Source organism: Crateriforma conspicua, assembly GCF_007752935.1.
Classification (GTDB): domain Bacteria; phylum Planctomycetota; class Planctomycetia; order Pirellulales; family Pirellulaceae; genus Crateriforma; species Crateriforma conspicua.
The window spans coordinates 2,119,822-2,146,117 of the sequence record NZ_CP036319.1; the positions used below are offsets into that span (position 1 = coordinate 2,119,822).

At 57.5% G+C, this 26,296-nt stretch carries 32 protein-coding genes; 11 read left to right on the forward strand and 21 right to left on the reverse strand.

Features of this window, described 5'->3' with window-relative positions; genetic code table 11:
* Positions 1–5 precede the first annotated feature (5 nt).
* The 4 genes from Mal65_RS08105 to Mal65_RS08120 are packed head-to-tail and all read right to left on the reverse strand — an operon-like array spanning position 6 to position 3,388.
* Positions 6–752: a glycosyltransferase family 2 protein gene (locus Mal65_RS08105; RefSeq protein ID WP_196784687.1), complete on the reverse strand. Its 747-nt coding sequence runs from the start codon at positions 750–752 to the stop codon at positions 6–8.
* Positions 749–1,471, reverse strand: a complete 723-nt coding sequence (locus Mal65_RS08110; protein ID WP_145295772.1) for a glycosyltransferase family protein — start codon at positions 1,469–1,471, stop codon at positions 749–751. Before Mal65_RS08110 ends, Mal65_RS08105 begins: the two co-directional genes overlap by 4 nt.
* On the reverse strand, positions 1,468–2,847 hold the full coding sequence (locus tag Mal65_RS08115) for a glycosyltransferase family 25 protein (protein WP_196784688.1): 1,380 nt from the start codon (positions 2,845–2,847) through the stop codon (positions 1,468–1,470). The genes Mal65_RS08110 and Mal65_RS08115 overlap by 4 nt, the downstream gene beginning before the upstream one ends.
* Positions 2,831–3,388 carry a hypothetical protein gene (locus tag Mal65_RS08120; RefSeq protein ID WP_145295776.1) on the reverse strand — a complete coding sequence of 186 codons (558 nt, stop codon included), beginning with the start codon at positions 3,386–3,388 and terminating at the stop codon, positions 2,831–2,833. The genes Mal65_RS08115 and Mal65_RS08120 overlap by 17 nt, the downstream gene beginning before the upstream one ends.
* A 915-nt stretch (positions 3,389–4,303) precedes the next feature.
* Here Mal65_RS08120 and Mal65_RS08125 point away from each other — a divergent pair.
* The 3 genes from Mal65_RS08125 to Mal65_RS08135 all read left to right on the forward strand — a co-directional run bounded on the left by Mal65_RS08125 (position 4,304) and on the right by Mal65_RS08135 (position 5,970).
* Positions 4,304–4,543 (forward strand): hypothetical protein, encoded by a 240-nt coding sequence (locus Mal65_RS08125; protein WP_145295779.1) that lies wholly within the window; start codon positions 4,304–4,306, stop codon positions 4,541–4,543.
* 27 nt (positions 4,544–4,570) lie between these two features.
* On the forward strand, positions 4,571–4,960 hold the full coding sequence (locus Mal65_RS08130) for a hypothetical protein (protein ID WP_196784689.1): 390 nt from the start codon (positions 4,571–4,573) through the stop codon (positions 4,958–4,960).
* 611 nt (positions 4,961–5,571) lie between these two features.
* Positions 5,572–5,970 (forward strand): hypothetical protein, encoded by a 399-nt coding sequence (locus tag Mal65_RS08135; RefSeq protein ID WP_145295781.1) that lies wholly within the window; start codon positions 5,572–5,574, stop codon positions 5,968–5,970.
* On the opposite strand, the gene Mal65_RS08140 is transcribed toward Mal65_RS08135, so the two are convergent.
* From Mal65_RS08140 to Mal65_RS08215, 16 genes are read right to left on the reverse strand one after another with little or no spacing between them, the layout of a single operon-like run.
* Positions 5,956–6,750, reverse strand: a complete 795-nt coding sequence (locus Mal65_RS08140; protein ID WP_145295784.1) for a hypothetical protein — start codon at positions 6,748–6,750, stop codon at positions 5,956–5,958. The two genes, Mal65_RS08135 and Mal65_RS08140, sit on opposite strands and share 15 nt — an antisense overlap.
* On the reverse strand, positions 6,750–10,676 hold the full coding sequence (locus tag Mal65_RS08145; protein WP_145295787.1) for a phage tail tape measure protein: 3,927 nt from the start codon (positions 10,674–10,676) through the stop codon (positions 6,750–6,752). The genes Mal65_RS08140 and Mal65_RS08145 overlap by 1 nt, the downstream gene beginning before the upstream one ends.
* Positions 10,677–10,700: 24 nt before the next feature.
* Positions 10,701–10,922 carry a hypothetical protein gene (locus Mal65_RS08150; RefSeq protein WP_145295790.1) on the reverse strand — a complete coding sequence of 74 codons (222 nt, stop codon included), beginning with the start codon at positions 10,920–10,922 and terminating at the stop codon, positions 10,701–10,703.
* 11 nt (positions 10,923–10,933) lie between these two features.
* On the reverse strand, positions 10,934–11,434 hold the full coding sequence (locus tag Mal65_RS08155) for a hypothetical protein (RefSeq protein ID WP_145295793.1): 501 nt from the start codon (positions 11,432–11,434) through the stop codon (positions 10,934–10,936).
* A gap of 28 nt (positions 11,435–11,462) precedes the next feature.
* The gene (locus Mal65_RS08160; protein WP_145295797.1) at positions 11,463–11,876 is read right to left on the reverse strand and encodes a hypothetical protein; all 414 of its coding nucleotides are present in this window, start codon (positions 11,874–11,876) and stop codon (positions 11,463–11,465) included.
* 39 nt (positions 11,877–11,915) lie between these two features.
* Positions 11,916–12,470 carry a hypothetical protein gene (locus tag Mal65_RS08165; RefSeq protein WP_145295800.1) on the reverse strand — a complete coding sequence of 185 codons (555 nt, stop codon included), beginning with the start codon at positions 12,468–12,470 and terminating at the stop codon, positions 11,916–11,918.
* Positions 12,470–12,925: a hypothetical protein gene (locus tag Mal65_RS08170; RefSeq protein WP_145295803.1), complete on the reverse strand. Its 456-nt coding sequence runs from the start codon at positions 12,923–12,925 to the stop codon at positions 12,470–12,472. The genes Mal65_RS08165 and Mal65_RS08170 overlap by 1 nt, the downstream gene beginning before the upstream one ends.
* Positions 12,922–13,293, reverse strand: coding sequence for a hypothetical protein (locus Mal65_RS08175; RefSeq protein WP_449252307.1), 372 nt, complete (start codon positions 13,291–13,293; stop codon positions 12,922–12,924). The genes Mal65_RS08170 and Mal65_RS08175 overlap by 4 nt, the downstream gene beginning before the upstream one ends.
* Positions 13,294–13,298: 5 nt before the next feature.
* Positions 13,299–13,577, reverse strand: coding sequence for a hypothetical protein (locus tag Mal65_RS08180; protein WP_145295808.1), 279 nt, complete (start codon positions 13,575–13,577; stop codon positions 13,299–13,301).
* 6 nt (positions 13,578–13,583) lie between these two features.
* Positions 13,584–14,579 carry a hypothetical protein gene (locus Mal65_RS08185; protein WP_145295811.1) on the reverse strand — a complete coding sequence of 332 codons (996 nt, stop codon included), beginning with the start codon at positions 14,577–14,579 and terminating at the stop codon, positions 13,584–13,586.
* Positions 14,569–15,180, reverse strand: coding sequence for a hypothetical protein (locus Mal65_RS08190; RefSeq protein ID WP_145295814.1), 612 nt, complete (start codon positions 15,178–15,180; stop codon positions 14,569–14,571). Before Mal65_RS08190 ends, Mal65_RS08185 begins: the two co-directional genes overlap by 11 nt.
* Before the next feature lie 34 nt (positions 15,181–15,214).
* Positions 15,215–15,565, reverse strand: a complete 351-nt coding sequence (locus tag Mal65_RS08195; RefSeq protein ID WP_145295817.1) for a DUF2190 family protein — start codon at positions 15,563–15,565, stop codon at positions 15,215–15,217.
* 9 nt (positions 15,566–15,574) lie between these two features.
* Positions 15,575–15,904, reverse strand: coding sequence for a DUF2190 family protein (locus Mal65_RS08200; RefSeq protein WP_145295820.1), 330 nt, complete (start codon positions 15,902–15,904; stop codon positions 15,575–15,577).
* 47 nt (positions 15,905–15,951) lie between these two features.
* Positions 15,952–17,976, reverse strand: a complete 2,025-nt coding sequence (locus Mal65_RS08205; protein WP_145295823.1) for a phage major capsid protein — start codon at positions 17,974–17,976, stop codon at positions 15,952–15,954.
* A complete protein-coding gene (locus tag Mal65_RS08210) occupies positions 17,942–19,441 on the reverse strand; it encodes a phage portal protein (protein WP_145295826.1) in 1,500 nt (499 codons plus the stop codon). The genes Mal65_RS08205 and Mal65_RS08210 overlap by 35 nt, the downstream gene beginning before the upstream one ends.
* Positions 19,442–19,499: 58 nt before the next feature.
* Positions 19,500–19,760 carry a hypothetical protein gene (locus Mal65_RS08215; RefSeq protein WP_196784690.1) on the reverse strand — a complete coding sequence of 87 codons (261 nt, stop codon included), beginning with the start codon at positions 19,758–19,760 and terminating at the stop codon, positions 19,500–19,502.
* A 186-nt stretch (positions 19,761–19,946) separates the two neighbouring features.
* Here Mal65_RS08215 and Mal65_RS08220 point away from each other — a divergent pair, with 186 nt between their 5' ends.
* The 5 genes from Mal65_RS08220 (at position 19,947) to Mal65_RS08240 (ending at position 23,242) form a co-directional block, all read left to right on the forward strand.
* Positions 19,947–20,450, forward strand: a complete 504-nt coding sequence (locus Mal65_RS08220) for a hypothetical protein (protein WP_145295829.1) — start codon at positions 19,947–19,949, stop codon at positions 20,448–20,450.
* Between the two features lie 320 nt (positions 20,451–20,770).
* Positions 20,771–21,268 (forward strand): hypothetical protein, encoded by a 498-nt coding sequence (locus tag Mal65_RS08225; protein WP_145295832.1) that lies wholly within the window; start codon positions 20,771–20,773, stop codon positions 21,266–21,268.
* Positions 21,269–21,411: 143 nt separating this feature from the next.
* Positions 21,412–21,813 (forward strand): hypothetical protein, encoded by a 402-nt coding sequence (locus Mal65_RS08230; RefSeq protein WP_145295835.1) that lies wholly within the window; start codon positions 21,412–21,414, stop codon positions 21,811–21,813.
* Positions 21,770–22,336: an ankyrin repeat domain-containing protein gene (locus Mal65_RS08235; RefSeq protein WP_145295838.1), complete on the forward strand. Its 567-nt coding sequence runs from the start codon at positions 21,770–21,772 to the stop codon at positions 22,334–22,336. Before Mal65_RS08230 ends, Mal65_RS08235 begins: the two co-directional genes overlap by 44 nt.
* A 45-nt stretch (positions 22,337–22,381) precedes the next feature.
* Positions 22,382–23,242 carry a hypothetical protein gene (locus Mal65_RS08240; protein ID WP_145295842.1) on the forward strand — a complete coding sequence of 287 codons (861 nt, stop codon included), beginning with the start codon at positions 22,382–22,384 and terminating at the stop codon, positions 23,240–23,242.
* 100 nt (positions 23,243–23,342) lie between these two features.
* Here Mal65_RS08240 and Mal65_RS08245 read toward each other — a convergent pair whose 3' ends face one another.
* Positions 23,343–23,879, reverse strand: coding sequence for a hypothetical protein (locus Mal65_RS08245; RefSeq protein ID WP_165701148.1), 537 nt, complete (start codon positions 23,877–23,879; stop codon positions 23,343–23,345).
* Positions 23,880–24,223: 344 nt separating this feature from the next.
* On the opposite strand from Mal65_RS08245, the gene Mal65_RS08250 reads away from it, so the two are divergent.
* From Mal65_RS08250 to Mal65_RS08260, 3 genes are all read left to right on the forward strand, one after another.
* A complete protein-coding gene (locus Mal65_RS08250; RefSeq protein ID WP_008655128.1) occupies positions 24,224–24,718 on the forward strand; it encodes an RNA polymerase sigma factor in 495 nt (164 codons plus the stop codon).
* A gap of 2 nt (positions 24,719–24,720) precedes the next feature.
* Positions 24,721–25,431, forward strand: a complete 711-nt coding sequence (locus tag Mal65_RS08255) for a hypothetical protein (protein ID WP_145295848.1) — start codon at positions 24,721–24,723, stop codon at positions 25,429–25,431.
* A 126-nt stretch (positions 25,432–25,557) separates the two neighbouring features.
* Positions 25,558–26,271: a hypothetical protein gene (locus tag Mal65_RS08260; protein WP_145295851.1), complete on the forward strand. Its 714-nt coding sequence runs from the start codon at positions 25,558–25,560 to the stop codon at positions 26,269–26,271.
* Positions 26,272–26,296 lie beyond the last annotated feature (25 nt).

Genomic DNA, 26,296 nt, shown 5'->3' on the forward strand with positions numbered 1-26,296 from the left:
TAGAGTTACGCACGGACGACTTGGCCTCCGGAGAGTCGCATGGAATGGAAACCGTGTTTGCGAAGTCCCATCGCGCGGAACTTGGCTCGCTTGCGAAGGACTCGATAATCAGCGGACTCGACGTGGGCGTGTTTGATGAAGCAATCACCGGCGACTGCGACTTTCAACTCGGCGAGTCTGGCGCGGTAGAAGAACTCCCAGTGCTCGAACGTCTTAATGGCCTCATCCCATCGCAGAGTGCGAATCGTCTCAGTGCGAGCGAGAAACGCGTTGGACGACATATCGCACCAAGCGACGTAGCCACGGCGATGAGTCTCGCCGCGGTGCATCCAGATCCGCTTGCCGTCCATCAGCTTAGATAGCATCGTCGGCCGACCGCCGGAACCTTGTCTGACTCCCAGGATGTCGATGTCGAGTTCGACAAAGCGTTTTTGAACTCGATCGAAATTCAGGTTTTCGGTGACGACGTGATCGTCATCGAGCAGGAACAGGAAATCGGTGGTCACCGAATCGACGGCGAGGTTTCGCCCTGCACCAACTCCAACGTCGTGGGATTCGGTGTGGATCACTTTGCAGTTGGCGGCGGTGTTCGGATACTTGGCGACGAATCGACGCTCAGGCTTGCCATCGTCAACAATAGTGATCTTGGGATCGTTAAAGTGTTTTCGCAGCGATTCGACCAAGCGATGGCAGGACCACGGGCGGTGGATCGTCTTGATGCAGAACGTGATGTCCGAAAGTGAGATGCTCACGCCACCAAAGCTCCCGTGGGTTGGGCGATTCCAGTTTCCCACCATTGCCTGAGCAGTTCTTCGGGCACAGATCCGTCGGGCTGGACCAGTCTCAAGACGTGGCGATGATGGGTGATGCGGATTACGGAATAGTGACGGACTTGGCCGCGGACTCGGCAGTTCCACTCGGCTGGCAACACGTAACTGGGCACTCGGTGACGCAGCAGTGCCTTGGTGAGCAATATCTCGTCGTTGCCGCCGCGGTAGGTTCGCCGCCAGTGGGCCAAAGCCCTGAGAACGCGAGGGCATTTCCGCAGCATCAAAACGCCCGAGTTCATCGATGGGACGCCACAGATGCGGACTTTGTCGCATCGACGGGAAACGCCGTGGACGTAAGCGGCCTCGTAACCAAACTGATCGGTCAACAAGTCGGCTGGCGCGATCGCGGACGGTTTGAGGATGACGGTGTCGACGTCGAGGTAGATCGTTCGCTCAAATGGCAGCCAAGGAATGAATCGTGGTTTGACGTGGTAACCGCCGGTAGCCGATACCTCGAAGCGATACTCGACTCTGGGGCATGATTCAGCTGGCTGGTTCGTGAACAGTGCGACCGGCACGTTCGGACAGTGATGCCGCAACGACGCCAGCGATCGTCGCAGTTGCCAAAGCGATCGCCCACCAATCGCGATGTACATCACGCCTAGGTCTTCTGTTGGTTTCGGGAAGTCGCTCTCCATCATCCGTGTTTTCGCAAGTCGGGATTGACGTGGTTGATGGCCGAAGCGATCTCTTCGTCACTGGGTTCGATGCCGAGGAACTCGATCAGGTTCTTGATGACTTCCTCCGGGTACGTCACCAACTCGGCAAATTCGATTCGGAAGACGGGCACGTCAGGATGATCGGCGATGAAGCGATCGCGGTGTGCCAGCAGACTGCGCTGTAGTTGCTCGCATTGATCGTCGGTTGCAGCGAACCATTGCCCCCGATGTTTTTCGCTGCGTGACTTGATGCTGTTGATCGACGCTTCGATGTCCCGCTCGACTGAGATGATTCGCAGCGAATCGCCGAGAGCAGCGTGCAGATGTTCGGCGAAGCGACACAGGTGCGGGTACTTTCCGCCGGCGACCGTTTTGTCGCGATTGGCTTCGGCTTTGCGTTGGACGATCCAGGACTTGAGTTTCTGAGTCAGTTGATGATCGGGCCAAACGGGATCGATCGCCGGGAATCGCATTGCGTTTTCACACAGTTGGGCCAGCCCGACTGCCTCGCCTCCACCGGTCGCTTCGTATCCCGATAATTGGTTGCCCATGTGGACACCGAGGTGGTGCATGACCATCGCGACGCAGGAGGTGCCGGATCGATGCGGGCCGAGTACGGCGAAGAACGGCGAGTCACTGTGGTCGGCGTTGCGGGCGTCGTTGAAGAAGCGGGTTTGTTCCCACTTCCGACCGCAGATGTTCGACTTGGTCGGAAGCTGGCCCACTGACCAGCGATCAGGCGTGTAGACAGCGATCGATTCCTTTTCGATGTTCTTGCCTTGAACGAGTGCTTGATAGCGACGCTGAGTCAATCGGCCGAGGTGGTGGTCGATGTGGTGCCGCTGTTGCCAATCATTCCAATGCAGATGGCGGTACAGGGCTTTCATGTTCTCGCGACCGCGGACCATGAAGGCGTGGGTTCGATTGACGTTGTACGGCCGGTAGACGTGTTCGCTAACTCGTTGCGGCGGATGCTTGCCGGCGAACAGGTGTTGCCCGCCGAGGTAGGCGAGTCCCCAGTCGGCTGGCAATTCGTCAGCGTATTGTTGGAAGCGTTCTGCAAAGTTTTCGACGAAGCCCGCGTCGTCTTCAAAGACCACGTAGGAATCGATGCCTTCGATCAAGCACTTTTCCAGAATCAGACAGTGCGATCGGTAGCATCCCCAAGCACCGTTGCCGGCTCGCCATTGGGGAGGCGTGGCACACCGGCGGCCGTCGATCGCAGCGAAACGCTCGGGTTCGGGAAGTGGCCACGGATCCGGCAGTTGCTGGAGCCACTCCTTGAGTCGGTCTTCGCGTCGATCGAGGTTGATAAGGAAACATCGCTCGACGACATTCCGATCACGCTCGATCGTCATCGTCTGGCTCGGGTGCGCCGTCGGGGAATTTCTTCTGGAACCGTCGAACGGCGGTGTGGACGAGTGATTTGGCGATCGTGCGGGTGAACCGTCCATGCGGTAGGCCTCGTGCTTCGGCTTCTTCAAGTAACCAATCCGTGATCGTTTCGATGTTTTGTAAACAGCCCTCGACGCCCCAGTCGTTCATCGTGTCGGCGCGGGTGTCGCAGTTGCAGGTTTCACTTGGCCGAGCGAACCAAGCGAGCATCTTTTTGAGTTCGTTGCCGGGACCTGGTCGGTAGTCGGCGATCTTCAGTGTTGCGGGTTCTTCGCTGCGTTCGGGCAGATAGCTGCGAAGCATCGCGTGCAGTTCACGCGTGTCTTGCTTGCGACGTTTCTTGTTGACCAACGCCATGCCGATAGTGACGACGTTGATCGCTCGCGGGTTGGACTCGTTCTGACAAGCGTTGCAGGCGGCCGGCGTGACCTTGGCTTGGCAGTCCGCCATGCCGGAGGCGACTTTGCAAACGTTGTCGTTGGTCAGATGCGGGCAATGGATCATGCGGTCATCCCCGCGACTTCCCCGTCGTAGGCTCCGCTGCTGGATGGCGGTTCGCCGGGATCTTCACAGTCGCTATCAACAAGTTCCCATCCGCAGGACCAAACCCAAGTGCTGTCGCAGGGTTCGCTGGAACCTTCGCTGCTGGCACCGGACGGTTCGTCGCCTGAGTCATCTTCGGAACGGCTGTCGCCTGATGGGAAGTCGATCGACGGATCATTGCTGTCGTCACGACTTCCGCTGGGTTCGTGTGAGTCGCTTGGGTTGTCGGACTCGCTTTCGTCTCGCGAGTCACTGCTGGCATCGATGTCGGAACCATCGTCGGAGGGTTCATCGCTTCCGTCGGACCGGGAGTCGACCGAGGTTGAATCGCCGGACGGTTGACTGTCACTGTGATCGGACGAGGAGCCGTCGAGGGTGCTGGTGCTCGGCGGTGTGCTTTGTGATCCGTCACTGGTGGAGTCTTCGGACGTCGATTGCTCGGAGCCGGATGCATCAGAACCGGATGGATTCGATTGAGAATCAGAATTATCACTTGCTGAGTCGGATCCGCTATCGCTGTCACTTCCCGTTGATGATCCGGATGCATGGCTGGTTGAGGTTGACCAAGGCGTCGAGCCCGAGTCGCTTTCCTGCGGAGGTGACCCACTCGGTTCGCTTTCATCCGATCCGGAGCTTTCCGGCGGCGAGGTGCTTTCTGATTCGCTGTTGGATTGACTTATGGAGTCTGAGACTGAGTTCGAAATCGATTTGGAAGTGGAGCCAGACTGAGAACCGCTACTTTGAGTCGATTCGCTCGGCTCCCAAGATCCCGATTGCTCGGATGCTGATGGGCTGTCAGATGCACTGTCGGATTCGCTGCTGTCAGAATCGCTTCGTGAGTTGCTTGATGTGGAGTGAGATGTAGACGGAGCACTCGTGCTGTCCGACGTGCTGCCGGAAGAATCACTTGCGGACGAATTGCTTGCCGATGAATCACTCGCCGACGATACGCTTTGCGACGACTCGCTGCTGGATGAAGGAGCACTTGATCCGTCACTCAGCGAATCATGCGATGACTTTGAATCGGAAGCCGATGATCCTGACTCTGAAGTTGATGAACTGCTTGTTGAAGTTGACTCGCTCGATGAGCTATCCGAGTGCGAGCTATCCGAGTGACTGCTGCTTGAGTCCGAGATCGAACTCGTGGATGACTTACTGCTAACGCTCGACGACGATTGGCTCGACAGTGAGGAATCGCTCGAAGACGATGGGTGGCTCGATGAGCTTGGACTGCTGGATTGGCTTGACCGTGAACTCGACGAAGACAGGCTCGATGAAGAGGATGCCGAATTGCTCGACTTAGACGAAATGCTGCTCGAACTGGAACTGCTTAACGAGCTGCTGCTCAGTGATGAGCTGCTGGAAGATGAAGTGCTCGATGGGCTGCTTGAAGAACTGCTGCTACTGGATGGGCTGCTTGCCGAAGAAGACGAACTGGATGAGGATGCGACGCTAGAGGACGAACTGCTGGACGAGGATGATGAACTCGATGAGCTACTGCCGTCACAACAACGGCAACCGATCGTGACGTAGCTGCCTGTGTCCTCGTGGAAGTGGCAGATGATTTGTTGTGACGCGAGCAACGCATAGTCACAGACGTTGTAGACCGAGACTCGGACGCCGATCGGTCGCCAGCGTGAACCGTCAAACCGCAACTCCCGGGCCGTGCCCCACGACTTGGCTTTCAGCCGTTTCGTCGGTTTGCAGAGAAGTGTTTGTTTCGGCGGGTCGATGACCCACGAACACCGACCGTCGAACGTGACGACGAGGTATTGGTCTTCGCTGCTGCCGTTGACCGGACCGCGGATTCGCTGGGCCGAGTGATTGCGAGCGGTGATGCGGACTTGCTGGCCAGCCGAGTCGGTGACGGCGTCGAGTTCGCCGTCGTTGTTGAGTTGATACAGGTCACAATCGGCCGCACCGGTTCGCACTCCGCGTCGGGCCGCGATACCACCGGTGGGCACTTTAGCCGTGTACACTGGATCGGCGGGCCGACCGACGCGGACCACCGCCCACTGACGGCCAGTCGCGCCAGAGTCTTTTCGCCACAGGATCTGGGCCGATCCGTCGGGCTTTGACTGCAGCGTATCGCCGCCACTCTCAGGCACATCGGCGAAGCGATGCCAGGTTTCACTGATGTCGACTTGCGCGGCAACGACACCGTCGAAGACAACTCGGCCGACTTCGCCATCGCGAATAGGCTCAATTGCGACACCGACTCGGCCGGTGTGTTCATCTTCGGTTGGACGAACGGTCTTGATGGTCGCGTCACGGACGAACCGGGCAAGTTCCACCGGACCGGCTTCCGGATCCGTGATCGGCGAATCAAAGCCTGCGATGCCGCCGATCGGGACGACCGAACCAGACGTGTTGTGAACGCGAACGGTCGCGGCGTTTCGCTGGTGTGTGCGAGCACCACTGCCACCAGGCAGCCTGTTACGGTGCATCGCTTCGGCCGCCGCCAACAGTCGGTTGTATTCGGCCGCGGTGATTTCGAGGTTGTCGCCGGGTCGAACACGTCTGGCCACCTACGAGATACCTAAAGCGTGAAAGTTGCCTTCTGGATAAACCTGTTCGACGTAAGCTGCCGCCGGCGTTTGCAACACTCGGTCGCCAACGACTTCCTCATCATGCTTGACCCACAGGTAATCCCAGCCTCGCTTGTCGATGACTCCGATGTTTTCAATCGAAAGCGTGGGCTGATTGGGACGTGCTGCGAAGTGATAGGTGATGTCCACCCAGTTCTGTTCGTCCTCGCCGCCCTCCGCGCCGAGAAACAGGGCTTCACCGTGACTGAAGATCGACCACGGTCCGCCGTTCGTGCGCCCGGTCATCGCAACGCAAGCCAGCAAATAACTGGTCGAGACGAATTCAAACTTCTTTCGCACCGAGAACTCGAACGCCGGAACGGTCACGTCGACACCGGAGACCTCTGAATCGCTCACACCAATTGCCCCGCGATAGTTCGGAGCGATCTTGCCGGGTGCGGCGAAGATGCCGCGCGTGAACAATGATTGATTGACGTGCGTGGTCGCTCCCGTGGTGTTGAACGAGACGGGATCGAGCTTCGTTCGATTGATGCTGGCGGTGGCGAGAACATACTTCTGGTTGATGTGCTCGGCATCGACCCGAAGATAAGGTTCGATTTGCGGGTCACTAGTGACCAGATGACTATGCAACGCCTCGGCGGCAGCCGCCGGGCTGACTGCCCCGCCACCGGTATCGGCAACGTAGGACGTGACGTCAGAACTCCGGGTGCCGCGTGTTGCCTTTGGCGATAGTGCAGCGACCGCGAAGTTGTAGCCTCCCGATGAAAACCCCATCAGCTAAACACCAAGCCCCGACCGTTGGATTGTTCAGCCAGTTTGCGGGTGTTGTTGGCGGTTTCGACAATCGCTCGCTCGACGTCTTCGCTCAGCCCGAGGCCAAGTCGATCGCTGGTCTCGTTGACGTTCCCTTGGTTGCTGGCCAGGAGTTCATTGGACTTCATCAAGTAGTCGCCAATCGCGATCAAGCGGTCGTTGATCTGTTGCAAGCCGGGTGCGAATTCGTTGGCCGGCTCTTCTTCTGCGGCCGGTTCGTTTCCGTCGGCCGGTTCCTCGACAAGCAGTTTGGGAGCGACGATGACTTCGGGTTCGATTTCATCGGCAATCGGCTCGAGCTTTTCTGCTGGTTGGTTCAGCGCGATCGGTTCCAATCGTGTTGCACCGCTGCCGATGTTCAACCCGCGGGAATCAAACTTGCCGGTGACGGATTCGGTTGCTTGATCGCCAACGTCGGTGCTGGCGAAGTTGTCGATCGAGGCTTGCGCGTCACGATCGAGTTCGAGGGCAACGGTGTCTTTGTCGAGTTCGGCTGCCGGTAGTTTGAGTTTGCCGTCGGTTTTTGCTCGCTTGTTGATCGCGGCGGCTTTCGCTTCCATTGCCGCGATGCCGGCTTGCAGCTTTTGGATGCGTTCATCACCTGAAGCGTCTTCGCCAGTCAGCCCGGCTTCCGCTTGGGCGGCTTCGAGAGACGCTTTGGCTTCGGCGATCGCTGCGGCGAGGTCGACTGAGATTTCTGGCGATGCGGCATCGCTTTCGAGGGTTTGCTCGCTCTCTCCCGGTTTCAGGGCGTTTGCTTTATCAACGGCCGCTTGAAAGTCGGCTTCGGCCTCGGCCACTTTCGATTGCCGGTTGGCTTCGGCGAGTGAACGCTCGGCGCGTTTGGCAGCGGCGTCGGCCTTTGCCTGACGTCGCATTTCGTCGAGCGTGTTGCGGACGCCGGCGGTGAACTCCTCCGTGTCGGCGGTTCGCTGCTGGTTCGCTTTCGCGTTGGCGTCGAACTGACGATCACGTTCGGCATCGACGGCGGCGTTTTGTTGGTCAGTTTCGGCGTCGATCGCAGCGTATTCGGCGTCGAGGTCTTGGCCTTCGCGAGACTTCTTTCGCTCGTCAAGCTGACGCTGCAGGTCTTCCTGCATTGCCTTGCGGTTGGCTTCGATCTCCGCCTTGCGTTTGCGGCGTCGTTCGGCGCGACCGGCGATCGCGGTTTGTCGCTTGCGTTGCTCGGCTGAGTTGTTGGTGTTCGTCTCGTTGTCGATCTTGCGCACTTCGGCTTCGACATTGATGTCGTCGTCAAAGAGTGACTTGAGCTTCACCCACGCCTTGCGAAGGAACCCGACCGTGCTGTTCCACATCTTGCGGACTTCGCCGACGAACACCGCCCACGAATCGGCAAGGTAGTCGATCGTTTCCACCCACGCTCCTTCGACACCGGCCAATGCGTTGACCAAGACGCCACCGATCTGGATCGCAACGTCACCAGCGATGTCGACCAGTTCGTGTAGTTTGAGAAACCCTTTCTTCAGGAAGCCGACCGTGTTGTTCCAACCTTTCTGAACGGCCGACGTGAGAATCGTCCACCCATCAGCGAGGTAGGCAACCGTGCTGTTCCAGATCGCTCGCAGTCCGCCGAAACCTTGCATCAGTTGATCGGCCAATTTGTAGACTGCGTCGCCCCATGCATCGGAAAGGTAAGCGGTAAACCGCGACCACATGCCGGACAGCCACGTCGTACCCTTGGTCCACTGCAGTTTGATGTAGGACCACAGCACATCGACGGCTGCGTTGATGTCGCCAGCTTTCAGCGCGTTGGCAATCGCTCCGAACGCGGCCATGGTGTCGGCTTTGAGTTTTTGGAACGCTCCTTTGAGGAAGTCGATCGAACTGCCGATGGCTCCTGAGGTGTAAAGGAAGTACGCACCCAGCGCGGCGACGCCCGCAACCACCAAGCCGATCGGTGAGAACAACAGCCCCATCGCACCGGCCGCTGCACTGATCGCTCCGGTGAGCAATCCAAACGCGCCGGACAGTCCGCCTGTGACCGCGGCGTAGACTCCGGCCAACGCGATGTTGATCTTCTTGACCGCGGCCAAACCGATGAAGACGGCTTTGATGCCTCCACCAACAGCTGTCAAAACCGTCCAAGTTGCGGCGAGTGTTTTGGATGCGACCGACAGGCCGAGCGTGATGCCCTTGAGTGCAATCATTGCGGCACCGACGCCGGTGGCCGCGACCTTCATGGCGGCGAAGCCTGCGACAGCGGTCAGGATTGCGGTTCGGTTTTCGCTGGCCCAGGCGAGTGTGCTGCGAAGCAAGCTGCCCACGGCTGATAGCAATCCGCCGGCGAAACCGTCGAGGCTCGATGACAATTGATCCCATGTGTCAGCGAGCGCCGCGACACCTTGTTTCCACAGACCTCGCAAGTACGCCCACATGACTTTGGCGGCTCCGGTGATGTCTCCGGATGCGAGTGATGCAGCAATGGCTTTGAATGCGGCTTGCGAATCGACCGCGATTTGAGCAAACGCGGTTTTGAAAAAGGCGAAGACTCGCGACAAAAGGCCGGAAGTCTTGGCGAGGTAGAGACCCAGCCCTGCGACCCCTGCGACAACCAATCCAATCGGCGAGAGCAACGCGGCGACCGCTGCTCCAGCCATGCCAACCACGCTGCCGATCGCGGAGAAGATGCCCAGCAGCCCTCCGACCGCCATCGATGCTGCGGCTGCGGCTGAACCGATCGTCAGCAATGCGGCACCTGCGGCAATGACACCAGCGGCGACCAATGCGGCGATTTGGACAGCACGTTTATTCTCGCCGATCCAATCGGTGATGGACGATGCGGCGAGCGATACGCTTTCGGTCAGTCGCTGCATCGGCTTTTCGAGAGCTTCACCGATGGAGATGCGGACGGCTTCAAAGGAACTGGACAACACACGAAACGCTCCGCCGAGTCCTGATTCCATTTTGTCAGCGGTCTTTTTGGCGATGCCTCCTGCACCCTCCAGTTCACCGAGCAACTCGCGGGTGTCCGTGACCGTTTTGCCGATAGCGGACGCGGCGGTGATGCCGAGCATCCCGAAGACTTCGTTGAACTTAGCCGCGCGGTCGGATGAACCGAGGTCCGCGGTGGCCTGAGCGACTTCCCCCAAGACATCAACCAACGGCCGAGCATTGCCAGCAGCGTCTTTGGTCGCGACACCGAACACTTTTTGAAACTTTTCACTTTCGGCGGCCGACAGTGTAAGCAATCGTTTCAGTGCGTTGCCCGCGGATGATCCTTGGATGCCAACGTTGCCAAGCGTCCCCAGAATCGCAAGGGTTTCTTCGAGGCTCATGTTGGCGTCGGCCGCAACGGGGCCGGCGTATTTCAACGCTTCGCCTAGCGATTCGACGCTGTTGAAACTCTTGTTTGCCGCAGCGGTCAGTCCGTCGGCCACTCGTGATGCGTCGCTGGCTTCCATACCGAACTGCCGGATCGCGGCGGCGAAGATGCCGGAAGCCTGCGTCGCTTCGGTGCCGGTCGCGCGGGCGAGGTTCATGACGCTGCCGGTCATGTCTTCGATTTGCTTAGGGCTGAAACCCGCTCGGCCGAGTTCGGTCATAAGGTTTGCAACCTCGACAGCGGAGAAGCTCGTGGTCGCTCCCAGTTGTTTTGCCTTCGCATTCAGTCGATCGAACGCCGCACCGGTTGCTCCCGTGATCGCACCGACTTGGCGGATCGCATCGTCGTATTCGGTGAACTTTCGGATGCCATCGCCGAGCGGCGCGGCCATCGCAACACCAAGCCCGGTTAGCTTCGCGCCCATCATCGACGTGGAAGAAGCGAACGATGACAACTGTTTCTGTGCCGAACGCAATCCTTTCACCAACGCTGAGTTCTTCAGCGTCAGTTCGACAAACGCGGCTCCGGCACGAACTTGGGACATTGAGAAGCGATTGGCCTTTAGCGGTTAGCGATTAGCTTTGGTGAACTTGGCACCGAGAAGCGATGCGACCTGCTTGACCGATGCCTTTGCGGGCGCGGGCCGCGTGGTGGCGCACGGGTTGAAGTCGTCGGGCTTGAACGGCTTGCGGCGTCGTTTACGGTCGCGGTTGACTTCGGCGGTGATCCAAACGATCGAACTGGCCAGCTGCCAATCGTGTTGGCGACGGGCGTCGATCATCCAGACCATTTGCCGCAGCGTTAGCGGTCCGGGGTCGACGCCGAGGATGCCGGCGAGGTGACAGATTTCGCGTTCAAGCCGGGCACCTCCAGGTTCGCTTCGAGTTCCGCGACCATCTTGTCCGCCAGCGTCGGGTCTTCCAGCTTCCGATGCAGCATCTCCATCCCGCGTGCCGTCACCTCGCGTTGATGTTCCACCGCTTTCGTCAACAGACGGCGTTGGTCCTCCGGGAGGAAGTCCAACAATGCTTCGACGAGTGCGTTGCGCGCTTCGGTCAGGCAATCGCCCGACAGGCCAGACTCGAAGACCTCTTGGTCGACGTTGTCTTTGTCGGCTTGTGGTTTGCAAACCGCGAACAAGACTTCCCCAAGCAACAAGAAGTCCTGCGTCATCTGCGGGATCAAGTCACCGTCGACCGCATCAAGCAAGCGAACGCCGGTCAGCGTTTTGACACGGCGAAGCGTGGTGTTGTCGATATCAACGATCCAAACGCGACCGTGTCGGTCAACGAACTTTTGCATGGGATTCCGTTTCAGGTGTTATGAAAGATCAGGGTGAAGCGCCGCCGACATTCATACCGCTGCCCGATGACGACTGCGTTGGCTTGAGCGTCACATCGGCCGAGACGACTTCTTCGAGGTTTTGGTTGACGTTGAAGTTCATGACTTCGCAGGTCAGCGCAAGAGATCCGCCGGCGTCGCTGATGCCGACATCGGTCGGTGTTCCGCTGGCCCAGAGTCCTTGCAGCATGCCGAAGGCGGTGTCGCCGGATTTGTTGAGGACCGTGAACTCAATCGAAGCATCTTTCAGCGTGCCGACGGTCGCTCGCCAGCCGTTGTTGTCGCGCGTGGACGCATCGGCTTCTGCTTTTTCAAGCGTGACGGTCAGGTCTTTGACGTTTTTGATCTCCGCACCGTCGATGGTGAGGACGGCATCGAGTCCGAGTACGACTTCAGCAGACATAGAGTTGCGGTTCCATTCTGGGTAATTGCATCCTAGAGGCTATCTGACGGAGTCCCGCCAAAACTTGGGAAGTTGGGCTCGGTGGGTGTCGAGCGCCGGCTTCATGAACGGTCGTTTCGGATAACGGCGAGGTTTCTCAGAACCGCGACGCTGGTTCTCTTCGTCGATCAATCGGCGAGCACGGTTGGCTTGGGCGGCGGTTCGCAATTCGATGCGAGCAAACTTGCCGGGCCGGATCGCTCGGATCGGTCCATGCTGGCCGACGCGAAACCGATGACGTTTGAGCCGCCGACGTTTCCTCGCGATTCCGCCAAACTCGTGCAGATTCCATAGCCGGCCCGAGATTTCGTTGACCGGGCCGATGACGACGCCGGGCGTGCTGCGGTCGACTTCGTAGCGGAACGAACGTCGTAGCCGGCCAGTGGGGGAACTCGGTGGGCTTCCGGGCCGCGAGGGTTTCTTGCGTTTGCGGATGCTGCGATACGCAGTCTTCCGAATCGTTCCTCCGGCATGACCCAGTGACTTGAACGACGCTTGGTCGACCTTCTTTCTGATGCGGTCCGCGTCAAAACGAACCCGCGTCCGAATGTGCATCACTTGGCGAGTTCAAACGTGAGCGTCAAAAGGCTCGTGAATTGATTGAATTGCGTCCAGTGTTCGGTCGAATAGAGCACTGCGTTCTCGACTTTGATGCAGCGCGCGGCAACGAACGAATTGAGTCGTTTGAGCCGGAAGTAGTCAGCGATCTCTTCGACGAAGAGCACCAGCGGGTCGATCTCCTTGGCATCGCCTTTGGAGAACTTTTTCTGTACCGCAACGTCGATCGTCGCGTGATACTTGTTGGTCGCTCGGTCGAGCGGTAGGTATTCGACTTCACGAGGCACCACGGTGACTCGCAGTTCCTTCATGTCTTCGAGGTCGAAGTCGGGAACGTACAGTCGTTGGGCGGTCGGATTCTTCGACAAGTCGGCAGCATTGATCTCGGCAACGACGCTGTCGGCGATTTGAATGACGGTGGCCGGAGTCGGTTTTGCGGAAGCGGCAGTCATGAGATGGTGTCGACCAGTTTGGTGTGGATGCGGAGTTTGATGCGAAACGGATCGCTGTATCGCCACGGTGGTTCGTTGCCGATCGACATCAGCTCGTAGACGAACGTGGTGTCACCATCGGTTTCGAGGATGCGATCGCCGCGGCGGGGCCACGTGCCGATCTCTGACGACAGCAGGTCGTTGGTGTTGATGAGGAAGTCACGGACCTGAGCCCGCGTGATGACGCCTTCGCCATCGTCTTGTTCGTATTCGGACTTGCCGATCGTTGCAGGCAACTCGACGGAGACTTCGTCACGTTGATAAACGACCGGCCGAGAGGCGTGCTTGGTCAGCTTGGCCGATAGCCATGACTGACCACGCTGCAGCATGTCGCTCACGACTTGCGTGACTTCGGTGGGGTGGCGGGCTTGGTCTGAAAGAGAGCCGCAGCCTTTTCACCGAGTTCCTCACGCCAAGCTTCGTCGGCACGACGTTGGTATTCATCGGCGATCGCTTCGGCTTCTTCGTTGAGCTGTTGCTGGCGGAAATTGGCTTGGCGAGCGAACGGTTGCACGAAGCCGGGCGGCGAACCGTCGCGGTCTCGTTTCTTTGCGGGCAGGATCGCGATGGCAACGAGGACCAAGACGACAATGGTGGCAATTCCAAGAATCATAAGTTTTCAAAGTCCTCGTTTGATGAGAATAAACCCGAGCAACAGAACGGCGACGAAAATCAACGCGAGCGTGGCGAGTTCGCCGGAGCCCGCCCAAATCAGGGCGTTGCGTCCGCTAGAGTCGCGGTCAAAGAGTCGATCGCGGTCGCCGTCTCGGTCGCGATCAAACGGTCGCCAAGTGTTGTCGACCGGTTCGATGGGGCAGTAGCCGTCCGGGCAATCCTCGGGCGATAGCTGCATCGTGGGATTGATCGCGGCATCCCAGGAATAGCCGCGCGTCTTCAGTGCTCCGGTCCGCTGGGCTTGCCGCGTTTGTTGGTACAGTTCGTAACCGTGTCGTAGATCGTCATAGAGTTCGCGAGGCGTGGATGGCAGCATGGTGTGACCGGCGGCGTGAACGTGACCGCCCGTTGAATCCTGGAACAAGACCACCGGGAATTGGTTGACCGGGACAATGTCGGCATACCGAGTGCGATACAGGGCGTTGGTTTCGGTGTAGACCTGGAACGCGCACTTGGATTTCAAGCGAACCAGATTCGGATCGCGTTCAAACCACTGCAACAGTTGTTGGCTCTTGGCGTCGTTGCCCACGAACAATGCGATTTGATATCGCTTTTTGGCTTGCTCGGGAGGCGTTGCCGGACGCGTGTTGGTTGTGGTCGGAGTGACAATGATCGGTGCCGGAGCGGTTGGTGTGCTGGGGACAACTCGATAAGGTTGCACCGGGGGCGTCATGTTGGGCGGGCATGGTGGCGGGCAGTAGCCTGACTGCTGTTTCAGTTCACCTTGAGCTTCCAAGTTGACGCGCGACGGTTGCGGCAACTGTTCAATCTGCTGACCGACCTCGCTGACCGGTTTTGCCTGCGGCAGTCGCCAGGAGCTATCTGGCGATGGATTGGGCTTGCGATGCAGCGCGGTGAACACGGCAGCGAGCAACACAGCATGCAAGACAGCAACGACGATCAGGCCGACGCTGAGCCGGATCCGAATTTCATCCTTCATTGACGACCTCATAACTTCGATAGGGCAGAGAGCTGGCGGGGTCTTCCATCACGGTCAGTGCGAAACCGCCATAGCCCGCCCAGAGACGAACGAATTGCTCTCGCGGTGTGAGTTCAAACCGGCCGGGATAGTTGTTGTCGAGAATCGCGGCGTATTGCTGTCCGTTTCGCTCGACCCAGCCGACGAACGTGCAACAGTGGGCGGGCTTCCACCACAGAATCGCGCCGCGACGGGTGGCGTTGGCCCAATCAAGAAACCGCGGATCGGCTTTGACGGTGTAGCTGTAGTCGATGCCGGCCGCGTCGAGTCGGTTTCGCAGCCGCGTGTCCCATTCGCCGTCGCTGTAGGTTGCCCGCCAACGTTCGCCGAGCTCAAACTCGTTGAGCCAACGCAGGTGATTGACCAGCGACGCGTGAACGCAGCTGCCCTGATTGAGCCGGCCAGTCCAGTTGCGTTGATGAAGCTGCGTGGGCAGGTTCGCAACCGGTTGCTCGGGCGGCGGAGCCGGTAGCGCGCGAACTTGCACGTCACCTTCGGGCAAGCATCCGGTGCAAGCGAACAACAAACATGCGACAACCAAGTGCCGCCATTTCGCTTCCATGCGATGACCTCGTGATGAGACGATTGCGATGAGACTATTGAACGAGTTTGACTTTGACACTCGGCGTGCTTGGCGGAGCGTCCTCGACGGAGATACCAATCATCGAGTGCTGGTATTGGTTCTTGATGACGTGGTGACTGATCTTGGACCAGTAAAGAATCGTACCGGCGGGAATGTTGGTGGTCGGGTCTTTGACGACATCAAAAACGCCGGACACCGTGATGCTGCCGCGTGATCCGGCACAGATGCCGAACTTGGCGACGCCGACGAGTTTTTCGAGGACCACGACATCGCCGGAAGTGATCTCAACGTCGGTAACGATCGGGATGGTCACGCCCTCGTGGACGTAGATCGCCCCGATGGGAACGATGGTGGGGTTGCTCACGGCTGTTCATCACTGGCTCAAACGAACGCGAACGAAGTTGTCGGTCGCCTCGGCATCGGAGACGACTTTACCGAGATAGAACGTGCCGTCAGCGACCTCGGTAACGATGCCATCGGTGGTGGCATAAATCTTTTGGCCGGCGGCATAGGTCTCGGCGTCGGCGGGATCCTTGGGAATGTCAAAGACACCTTCAACGGCAATCGATCCGAGCGTGTCGGCGGGGAGATCGCGGCGGGTGATGCCGACCAGATCGCCTTGAATGACGATGCTGCCAACGGGAACGTCGACATCAGGAGTGAAATCGACTTGGCGACCATCGTGAACGAATTGTGCTTGCATGATTTTACAGACCGGGAGTTGGGAGATGGGGAGTCAAGGAGCAAGGCTCATTCGCCGGCGACTTTGACGGCGGCGCGGTGGTCTTGGCTGTTCACGCCGAAGTCGATGTAGGAGCGGAAGCCCATGCCGAGCGTGTTGGGCGGCATTTCGACTCGCTCGATGATCGGCGTGCGGCGGCCGTTGAGGAACACGATCTCGAATGCGGGCAGAACTCGCGGGTTCGCAAACAGATACCACGCCGATGCGCTGGCACCCGGGTAGTAGCTGTCCGACAGGTGCGGCGTAGAGATGATGCGGTACTTGTTGCGGTGCGGGTTATCGACGGGAATCTTGGTCGGTGATCCCTGAGCGTCGATCATCAACTGCGAACTGCCCATCAACAGTTCGGCTTCCGTTTCAAGTTCAACCGGAACGACCAAGTATTCCGGGCGAATGTTGATCGGCTTTTGGTCTTTGGCTTTGCCGCCGGGACCAGCCTTCTGTTTGCGGAACGTCGTCTTGGCGACGGTCAACGCGTCGGGACCGAACTTCGTGTCCGCGCCTTGCAGGAAATTGGCGTTAGCGGACGAGAAGAATCCGGCGTTCTTAAGCAGCAACGTGAAGAATAGATCATCGATGGATTCGGCACCGGATCGTCCCATTTGACGTGGGATGTCCATGAACGCTGACAGGTCATCGTTAATAATGTCGTGCCGGGTCAGCGTGAGGATTTGACCATAGGTGTCGGCTTTGTTGCTGTATTTCTGTTCCGACAGTTTGCCGTGTTTGAGTTCGCCATCGGGTGCGACTTGCTCGAATCCACCGGTGCCGAGCAACCGATAGCGGGCGACCTCTTTGAAATCGGTCACGGTGCCGACGCTACAGAGATCGAACGCGGCGATCGGCGTGTTTTGATAAGCCGCCAGCAGCGTCTTGTTCATGACATTTTCCATGATGCTGGGCAGACTCATGGAACTGAAACCGGCTCGAATCGTCGCGGTGCCGTCGCCAAAGACTCGTGGGACCTCGATGCCCTCCATGCGAGCACACTCGGCAACGAGTTCTCGCAAGCCGATATGCCGCAATGGATTAGCGGCGTTGAGTGTCTTTTCGCCGTAGCCGGCCAGGAGTGATTTCTCTTCAATGCCAACCGACAGGCACGCGGCAGCTTCGAGAACTTCGCGGGTGTATCGGGGAGAATGCTGGTTCTGTTCGGGAGCCTTCGGGCGTTCGCTTCGCAGCACAGCAAGTTCCGTTTTGGTGATGGACCAACCTTGCTCGATCGCGTCGGCTTCAATGTCGGGATGGTTTTCCGCACACAGTTTGCGAATGCCAGCGATGCGACGGGATTCGGCCGCCGCTTCGGCACGCATGTCATCGACTGATGAATTCGGCTTGGGGTTGGACTTTGGTTTCGAGCTCATGTTTAGACTTGCGTTGACCGGTTCGAGGAGTGTGTCTTCCTGATCGTCGTCGCCTTCGCCCGAATCTTCGTCGTCAGGCTGATTGGCGGCGACCCGAGCTTCCGTGTTGTCGTCCGCACCCAACGCAACAAAGGAGACTTCGCCGAGGGTTGACTTGCGGGCGATGTAGACCGGGCCTTTGTGGTCGCGACCGTTGGCTTTGGCGGTTTTGCCTTCGGGAATGAAGACAACTTTGTCGGCACTGGCACCCAGCGAGGCTTGCCAAGGAAAGCCGTTCTCGCTGGTCGCGATGACTTCTTGGGCCGTTGATCCCACACCGGAAATCACGCCAGCAACTTGCAGAGATTTGTCGGTTATTGCGATGTCGTCGGTGTGGCCGACGATACTACCCCGATCGTGATCTTTCAGGATTGGTCGAGACTTGCGGGTCACTCGCATCCCGGCCAAGTCAACGACGACCGGATAAGGCCAACCGCTCAGCCGCATCGCGCCGCCGGTGTAAGCCGTCATGTTGAACTTGCGAAGCGACTGCTTGTCTTCACCCTCGGCCGTGACTTCGGCGGCTTCCAATTGAATCGTCGCGGAGTCATCACAAACAATCCGCAGCGAACTGGGAACGGACTCGGCTTCGGCTTCAAGCGGTTGGTTGTTCTTGAGACTCTTCGGCATCGTCTTCCGTGACCTCGGTTTCGGGTGGTGATTCGGATTCGTCGGACTCGATCGTCAGACCGAGGTCACGCATCAGTGCGATCTCTTTCGCACGCTGTTTCAGTTCCGTCTCCCAGTCACGCCCCTGCCGCGCGAATTCGATGGCCAGAGTTGTCGTATGACTGGCGAGACGGATCTTCTGGGCGTTGGCTTCTTTGGCCGGATCGACATGTTCATGCCCATCCCAAAACCATTGATGCTCAAACGTGGAGTCGAGCGTGCGAAGCGAGTTGGGCAGATAGCCCTCGATGAGAATGGCTTCGCGGAGCCAAGCGATCAGGATTCGATCCAAGACAACGCGAGCAAGTTGGGTCTGCTCAACGCGGATCGATTTGAAGTAGGTTTGGTGGTCGAGCCGGCCGCTGGCATAGTTGTATCCCGATGAATTCCCAGCGGCCACATTGAACGGCATGTTCAAACAACGAGCGATCTCGTTGAGGATTTCTTTCTTGAACTCGGCGTACGTGGTCGCAGGTTGTTCGCTCTTCATCTGAGCCATCTTCCAACCACCGGGCATGGTCAGAAGCATGCGTTTTTCGAGTTCAATCGGCTCGAAGGGTTCGGCGGCATCAGCTTCGCCGTTGGCGGGCGCGTCGGTATAGAGAATGCCGGCGAATTCGGCGGCTGTTTCTGCGGCGGCGAGCACCGCCAAGGTGAAGCGTCGCAGTTGTGCGAATAGTGGCAGCGCCGGCGTGATGTCAGGAACGCCTCGAATCTGTCCCGGTCGATCGCATCGAAAGTAGTGCAAGATGGCGGCGGCCGGCACAGTGTCGAACTCTTCCTGAACCGCAAAGAGGTCATCGCCAGGGTGATGTTTCAAGACGTCGTAGCTGATCGGGTTGCCGTCGGGGTCAAAGCGAATGCCATCGAGGTATCTCTGTGTCTCGAATGCCAACGTCGGCGATGCGACTTGATCCGCTTCGATCAAACGCAAGTCGAGCTTGACGCGAGCATCGACCGCATCGTTGTTGGTTAGCAACGCGAACGCTTCGCCATCGGACACGCGGGCAAGCCGCATCGTTCGCAGCTTTTCCGGCAAGCCAACCGCTTCGCACCATGCAGCGAACTCGCTTTCAACGAACCGGTTCGCGGCATCATCGCCGGTCAGCATCTGCAAACGCGGTCCAGTGCCGACGACGTCGTTGGCAAGCGTCAGCGTGATGCCGCGGGCGTAACTGTTGTTGGCGACCTCGTACCGCGAACGGTTGCGAAGTGTTTTACGGACTTCGGGTGAATTCGCCGAAGCGGCAGAGAGACCATCTGCACGTGACCAATGTTTGACATTACCGAGCGTCGTATTGGCCGCGTCATACTTGGCGCGTAAGCGAGAGAAGAAGGGCTGCCGGAGCGAGCGTCCAGAGGCGGCCGGCGGGGAGGCACCGCGGCCGCGCATTTGCTCGATAATCCCTGACAAACGTTTCAGCATCCGTGCTGTTCCATTCTGCCGTCCCCGGCAGCCCTATGGATTGGAATGAGAAGAGAGATCAGCCGGCCGAAGGCGGCACGATCTTGTTGAAGCGAAGTCCACGGTGCGATTTGGCAACCGCCTTCTTGCCGGCGAGATGTTTGTCGGCGGCAATCTGATCCGTCAGTTTGTGTTGCTCAACACTACCGGCATCGCCCGACGCCTTCGCCGGACCTTTGGCATTGTCGCGAATCTCATCTTCGAGGTTGTCTGGCAAAATGGCGTCCGATGGAGGTAGCGGCGACTCTCTGCCTGTAGACCTACCGGAAGAAAAGTCCAAATCACGAAAAACGAACCGGATTTTTCAAGAATATTTTAGTTACGAGCGTTTGCGTCCCTGCATCTCTTTGAAGCTAAGCGTTGGCGTTTGGGTGCGTGCGGGACGTGGGTTCCGAAAAGCAATGAACCTTCCATGGACGCACCAACCGCGAATCCGACCAGACAATCAAGCCAGTGATTGGCTGTCGTGCAATTGCCGGAGAGTTGGTCCGACGAACTGAAGTGGCAGGTCGCATGTCCAAGTGAGGAAGCTGTGACTGCTGGCGGTGCTCGTTACAAATTGTGTATGGCCACGCGTAACGTCGACCGCGACTCGACTGCGGCATTTCCACCAGCCAAGGAGTTCCTCCTTCCACCCGGGAGACACCAAATCGAGCTCAGAAAGCTTCGGAAACAGGGCAAATGGAACATCATCGCTTTATTGGATGACACTCCTGTGATTGAAATCACCGAACCCGCCGATTGGAATCCCGGCCATGGCGGTGCTGGTGGTGGTGCGTGGGAACGGCCCCACCAGCCGAGTAACATCGCGTGGCCGGTCGAACTGTACCGCGTTGTCTTCTCCGTGGACAAACCGAACCAGGGATTTGGTTTGCCAGAAGGACCTTCCAATGGTGTTTTGTTATGGTTGCAGCCAATGACAAACAATGAAACGGCTGCGAGTGAAAGCGATGATTCAAGAATGCAATGAAGGTTTTATGAAGCACCGCTGTCTCGCGCCCGCGATCCCCTTTGCCCGTGCCTGTTCCAGCTAGCGGGTGAAATCCCTTCTGGAATCCGAAACCTCAGATGCGCGTCCTTGAACATCAGAATTCCAACAGAGGTACGAAGATGCGAATTGCGTATACCGTGATGGCCCTTTTTCTACTCCCAATCACCGCATTTGCGGATGGGCGCGACGTTCCGGCAATCTCTAGCACGTGTGTCGTTCGATCTAGCCCAGGCGGTCGGGACGGATCAACAGTCGAATACACTTGGAAGATCACGGCCAAAGCGAAGGAACAACGCGTGATGTCGGTCGTGCAGTTGCGTCGCTCGGTCCTGAAGAATCTTGGTGACGAGCCCTGGATGAAGGGGTGGGAAAAGGTCCTCTGGTGCGATCCAGGTTCAACACAGCAAAAAGAGATTACGCTCGAGATCGATCAGGCCCCCGACGGTGGAGAGCGGGCATTCTGGTTCGAAGGGTTTGTCGTCCAGCGGAACGAAGACCATGCGCTCCCCAAGTCCGCCAGCGTGTCCGTGACAACTCGGGAAGTCCACGATAAGGAACAGCCAGGTCAGTTGATCGATATCACGGTGTCGGGCGAGAATGGACGAGAAATCAGTCGGCATTTTGTTTTCATCAGCTATGCCAGCCCGGCGGATTACCCGGAGTTCGCCAAGGAGGCGGACGTGGACCCCACCAAGCAGTGGAAAACGACCGTCTGGCAAGATTTCATGGATCCAACGGAAGTTAAACGGTCATTTCGGCGGTATGAGTCGCTCAGCAAATCCGGCTCGGATTCGTAGGGAGTTTTGCGCCACTACGACGCTTGGTGAAGCAAACACGCCTCTACGCACTTTCGGAGACTCACCTGATGAAATCGAAGAAGACGGTTGTCGTCCTTGTGGTAGCGATCACTGCAATTCTATTTTGCGTAGCGCTGACCAACATGCACACCATTTCGACGCCACGTTTGGTGATTCGATTCGAGGGCAAACCCGCAAGCAACGTGACACTGATTCTGCCCGACGGTGACGCCGCCCCGTACCAACTGGACGGGGACGGAAGCATCACGGCCCGAGAGATCGGCTGGAGGGAATCACTCATCTTGCTTCCTAAGCCGGACGGAGGAGGCGTTTCCGTAGGCTTTCCGCAGCATGGAACGAAAGTGATCGATTTCCAAGGCCGCATGACGACGACCACGATCGTCCAATACTTTGGCTTGGTATCGAATCAGTCAGAAGCGTTTACTCTGACGGACGCAGACATCGCGGACATCGAAAGCGGTCGGAAGTCGTCGGCCGAGATTGTGGAAGAGATTCGGCGATCGAAAAGCGGAGAGTCAAAGTGATTTTGCCGACGTCAAGACAGCCAATCGTTCGAGCGTCTGGAATCCCAACCTAGAAAATGAAGGTGCCTTTGTGTTTGGTCTGAGCGTCACCGAACTCGCCATCGTCGCATTGATGTGCTTGCCGATCGTCCTCTTAATTGGCGTCATGCTGAAGAAGATGGGCTACTCGGATTTGACCGCAATCGGTCTTGCCCTACTGGTGCTAACGCCGTTGAACTGGCTTGTCTTGGCATATATCGTCTTCTTCAAGTGGCCGATACACGAAGAACTCGAACTGCTGCGACGACAGGTTGCCGATAAGGCAACACCCGAGGGCATACGACCGGCGCTTCGTGAAAGCCAATCGCATCCGCTCCATGTTGCCATACGCAAGGGATACACCGACGTCGTGGAGGCGCTGATTTCGCAGGGGTTGGATGTGGACGCAAGGACTGCTGACGGGCAGACACCGCTTCAGCTCGCCGTTGCCTGCGAGCATGATGAAATAGCTGAGTTGCTGCGTCGACATGGGGCGACGGGGTGATTTTTGGCAAACATTTTGGCTCCGAACAAAGGTTGACTTTCAAAAATGCACAAATCGATCTTCTACTCACTTGTTTTGTCAGCCTTGTGTGTCCAGTGCTGCCCCGATACCGCTCAAGCGGAAAAATACAAATTGGTGCGAGTGCTGGAAGTGGCCGGACGCCAGGGAATTGCGACCGACGGCCGACGGTATTTCGTCAGCGGTAGCAAGTCACTCCATGTTTACTCCAAGCAAGGCGAGTTGCTGAAATCCAACGAAGATCCATTCGTCGATTTGGAGAAACCAGCCAACCACTTTGGCGACATCAGCGTTCACAACGGAGAACTGTACGCAGGGATTGAATGGTTCGAGGACGGTCGCGGCAAAGACATCCAGATCGCTGTTTATGACGCCGAGTCGCTAAAGTTCAAACGTGCGTTTCCCTGGAATCCTGAGTCCGGGCAAGTGGAAGTGAGTGCTTTGGCAGTCGATGCCACCAGCGGTCTCATCTGGATGACGGACTGGGTGAGCGGTAACTATGTCTATCGCTACCGGCTCGCCGACGGAGAATACGCCGGTAAGTTGCACTTGCGACCGGTCCCTCAGTGGCAACAGGGCATCGCGTGTTACCGTGGCGTACTTTTCATCACTGCTGATGACGGCGATGCCGACAACCAGGAGGCCGACAATCTCTGGAAAGCGCCGGCCGATGCCACGGGGACGGCGGCCTACGTCAACCACGAACTAGCGTTTGACCAACTGCGTGATGTTGGTGAGATCGAAGGCATCGATTTTGATGAAATGGCTGGAGAAATGTTGGTGCTATCCAATCGTGGTAAACGGATCGTTCTGGGCATGCCCAAGGGTTTGTACCCTGGCTACGATCGGGAAATCAGCGAAGTCTACGTGTTTCGAATAACGAAATAGAATTCCAATGCCCATTCGCCGTCGACTCGAGATAGATTCTGTCTGCCGTGATTATCAAACCCGTACCAGACGCCGCTCGCGACGTCGTTGATTCCCCCGGCTAAATGGAGGCGGCGGCCGTGTAGTACACACCGAGTGTGCCCACGAATCCAACCGGAAAACCAATCCACAAGGGTCGCCACGCACGTAATCGCCGCGATCTCAAAAAATAGGCCAGCACCTCCATCACAAACGGTACGAATCCGACGGTGAAGAAAAACCAGTAAATGAGGCCTTTTCCACCGAACGGCAAGTACGCTCCTTCGAGATAGAAGTAAAACAGCAACAATCCGATGGGAGCAAGGATCGGGTACAAAAAACACAATGGCACGTGGCCGCCCATAGCCATTTTTACTGGAGTGAGTGCAATGGACGCGATAATTCCGAGGAGATATGCCCCGAGGTACTTGAGGATCTCGCGGAACACAGCCCGAGCGGACATTCCGCTTGAATCCTGAGGTTCAGCTTCGACACCCGTTGGCAAATAAGGATTTTCCGCCATGTTGATGGACCTGAAATATTTGGCGCAATTGACCGTATGGTCAGCCGGGAGCCGCTCCCTGCAAAGGTCATCTTCAGTGTAGCCGGAGCGGCTCACTGTCGCGTCCTCTTCTTTGCAGTTGCGTGGGAGGGAAGCAGTGATGAGTTCTGTCGCAAGAATGAAGTCGGAATTCCGCGGCAAGCGATATCGCCCAGACCAGTATTGAACTTGCGGAAAGACATTCAGGAACTCATTACCGAAACTCGCTGTGAGCTGGGCGAGGCGGGCCCGCGCGGAATCGCGAAGTCTGCGGTCACCGGAGCCCTAATTATGAGAGCGGCGGGAGGACGGGGGGCACTGTTAACCGATTTCACAGCAATGACTTAGGTCACTGCCGTGTCAATTCCCGCGATTTTCCTGGCATGGCGTGAAGGATTCGCTTTCTCGCCGATCTAATAACTATGAACAGTCATGAAGAATTCGAGAGCGTGGTGAATGCCCATTGGGTCGACGTTGTTCGGCTCGGCATCCTGATGTTCGCTGATGAGACCGAAGCCGAGGAAGTCGCCCAGCAGACGTTCTTCAAGGCGTATACCGCGTGGGATTCATTCGAAGGTCGCTCGAGCGTCCGAACATGGCTGTTCCGCATCGCCATCAATGTTTGTCGGAGGAATCTCACCACTCGCAAACGTTTCCAAGGCGAACGACTCGACCATCACATCGAGCTGACGCATCCCGAGCCCGACCCGCGTGAACAACAGATGAAGGATGAGGTGAGGCAGGCCTTGAATCGACTACCGCCGCCTCATCGCTTGATTCTGACGCTGTTCTGCATCGAGGGCCTGAAGCATCAGGAAATCGCCAGGATCTTTGATGTTCCCGAAGGAACGGTCTGGTCGCGATTGCACAAGGCCAAACAAGAACTGAGAAAAGAACTTCAAGCAATCGAGGATTGATCATGGATACCAAAGAAATCAGGACACTATGTCTCAAGCGTGTCTACGGAGTAGCGCTGACCGAAGGCGAACGGGACTTGGTCGCTGTCTATGTGCAAACTGCTGACGGCAGGGACTACCTGCGGGAGTGTCAGGAGATGAAAGACCTGCTGAAAGATGTGGCCGACGTAAACATCAAGCCGGCCGATCATGAGGCGATGGTCGAGAACTTTGAGCGTACCATTCGCCAGAAGTTCAACGAGACGGTGTTCCAACCTTGGTGGCGAGCTAACAGCGCGCCAATTATTCTGGGAATCATGGCTGGGTTGTTTATCGTTCTCGATGATGGTTGGAGTGTCATCAATACTGTGCTGCTGGGGATTTGTGCCTTTTGGCTGATCACGGACTGTTTCCAGCGGTACTACTATGCGAAAGTCTTGAGCAGGCCTGACCTTTACGAATACGCCAAGGCATCAAGGAGACGGTCAGACCGGATACTTCAGAGCCTGCCGCGTCGAACGCTGTTGACCATGTTCTCCGGGCTGGCCATCGCGGCCGTGTCGTACGGTGCGTACTGGGGCTATCGGCAGTTCGGCTTCATCGCGCCGGCGATCGTGATCTTTGTCCTGATTGATGCGATTGCCGTTGTTGCCATCGTCGTCTTCCAGTACCGCAAGCTGAAGCGATCGGATCCCGAAGTCTGGGACTGGTGGGCGGAAGAGATCAAGGAGTGACGGGCAAGAAATGGAACTCCGACGCGGCTCACTCATTGTTGCAACACCACTGCTGCTCGGCCTTCCCACCACGCTCAACGTTGTGTTCGCCGAGCTGAGTCTTCGCCGGCTTGAGAGACAGGTTACATGAACTCTGGAACATCGAAAACGAAGAGAGTCAAAGGATTGAGGTTCAGTCTGGGGCAACTGCTCGGCTTCATGTTGCTGATTGCATTGTTGATATCCAACCTGCTCCTTGTTCAGCGTGTCCGTGACTCGGAACGTGAACTGACACAACTGCGAAGGGAGCAAGGTAAGCTCGTAGTCGACGACCCAGGCCAGATGAACATCATTCCTGTTCCAGGGCCCCAGTTGGATTGGCGGAAAAACTGGAGCTGGAGGGTTTATGCTCCGCCTGGCACGAAGATTGATATTTGCTTCTGCAACCGATTGATCCCAGCGGATGGACTCCCCGATGAGAAAGCAAATTACATCTGGCGGAATACGATGGATGCAAAAGACTTCATTGGCTCGCTACCAAATGGCAAACTGTTGTCAGTATCGTTGGTCAAGAAATCCAAGAATGGAACGACAAAATCATATCTGGATTTTACCGATGGCGATTCGATCCTCTCGTACCCGCTGGAACATGATGTTGATGCAACTCGAGCCAGTACTACCGAAGTCGCGGCGGACGACGGTCAGAAAACGAGTGAACTGGGCAAACCACTCGTATTGCTTCGTCGCCGGTTGAGCATTCGGGAGAAGCCAATGCCAGATGGAACAACAAGTGAACGGATTCCATTTCAGCAGCCGCTGGAAGGATTCATGCTGTGGCTCGAGCCCCGGGGTAAGAGGTAGTCGAAACCAATCCTGAAAGGACGCG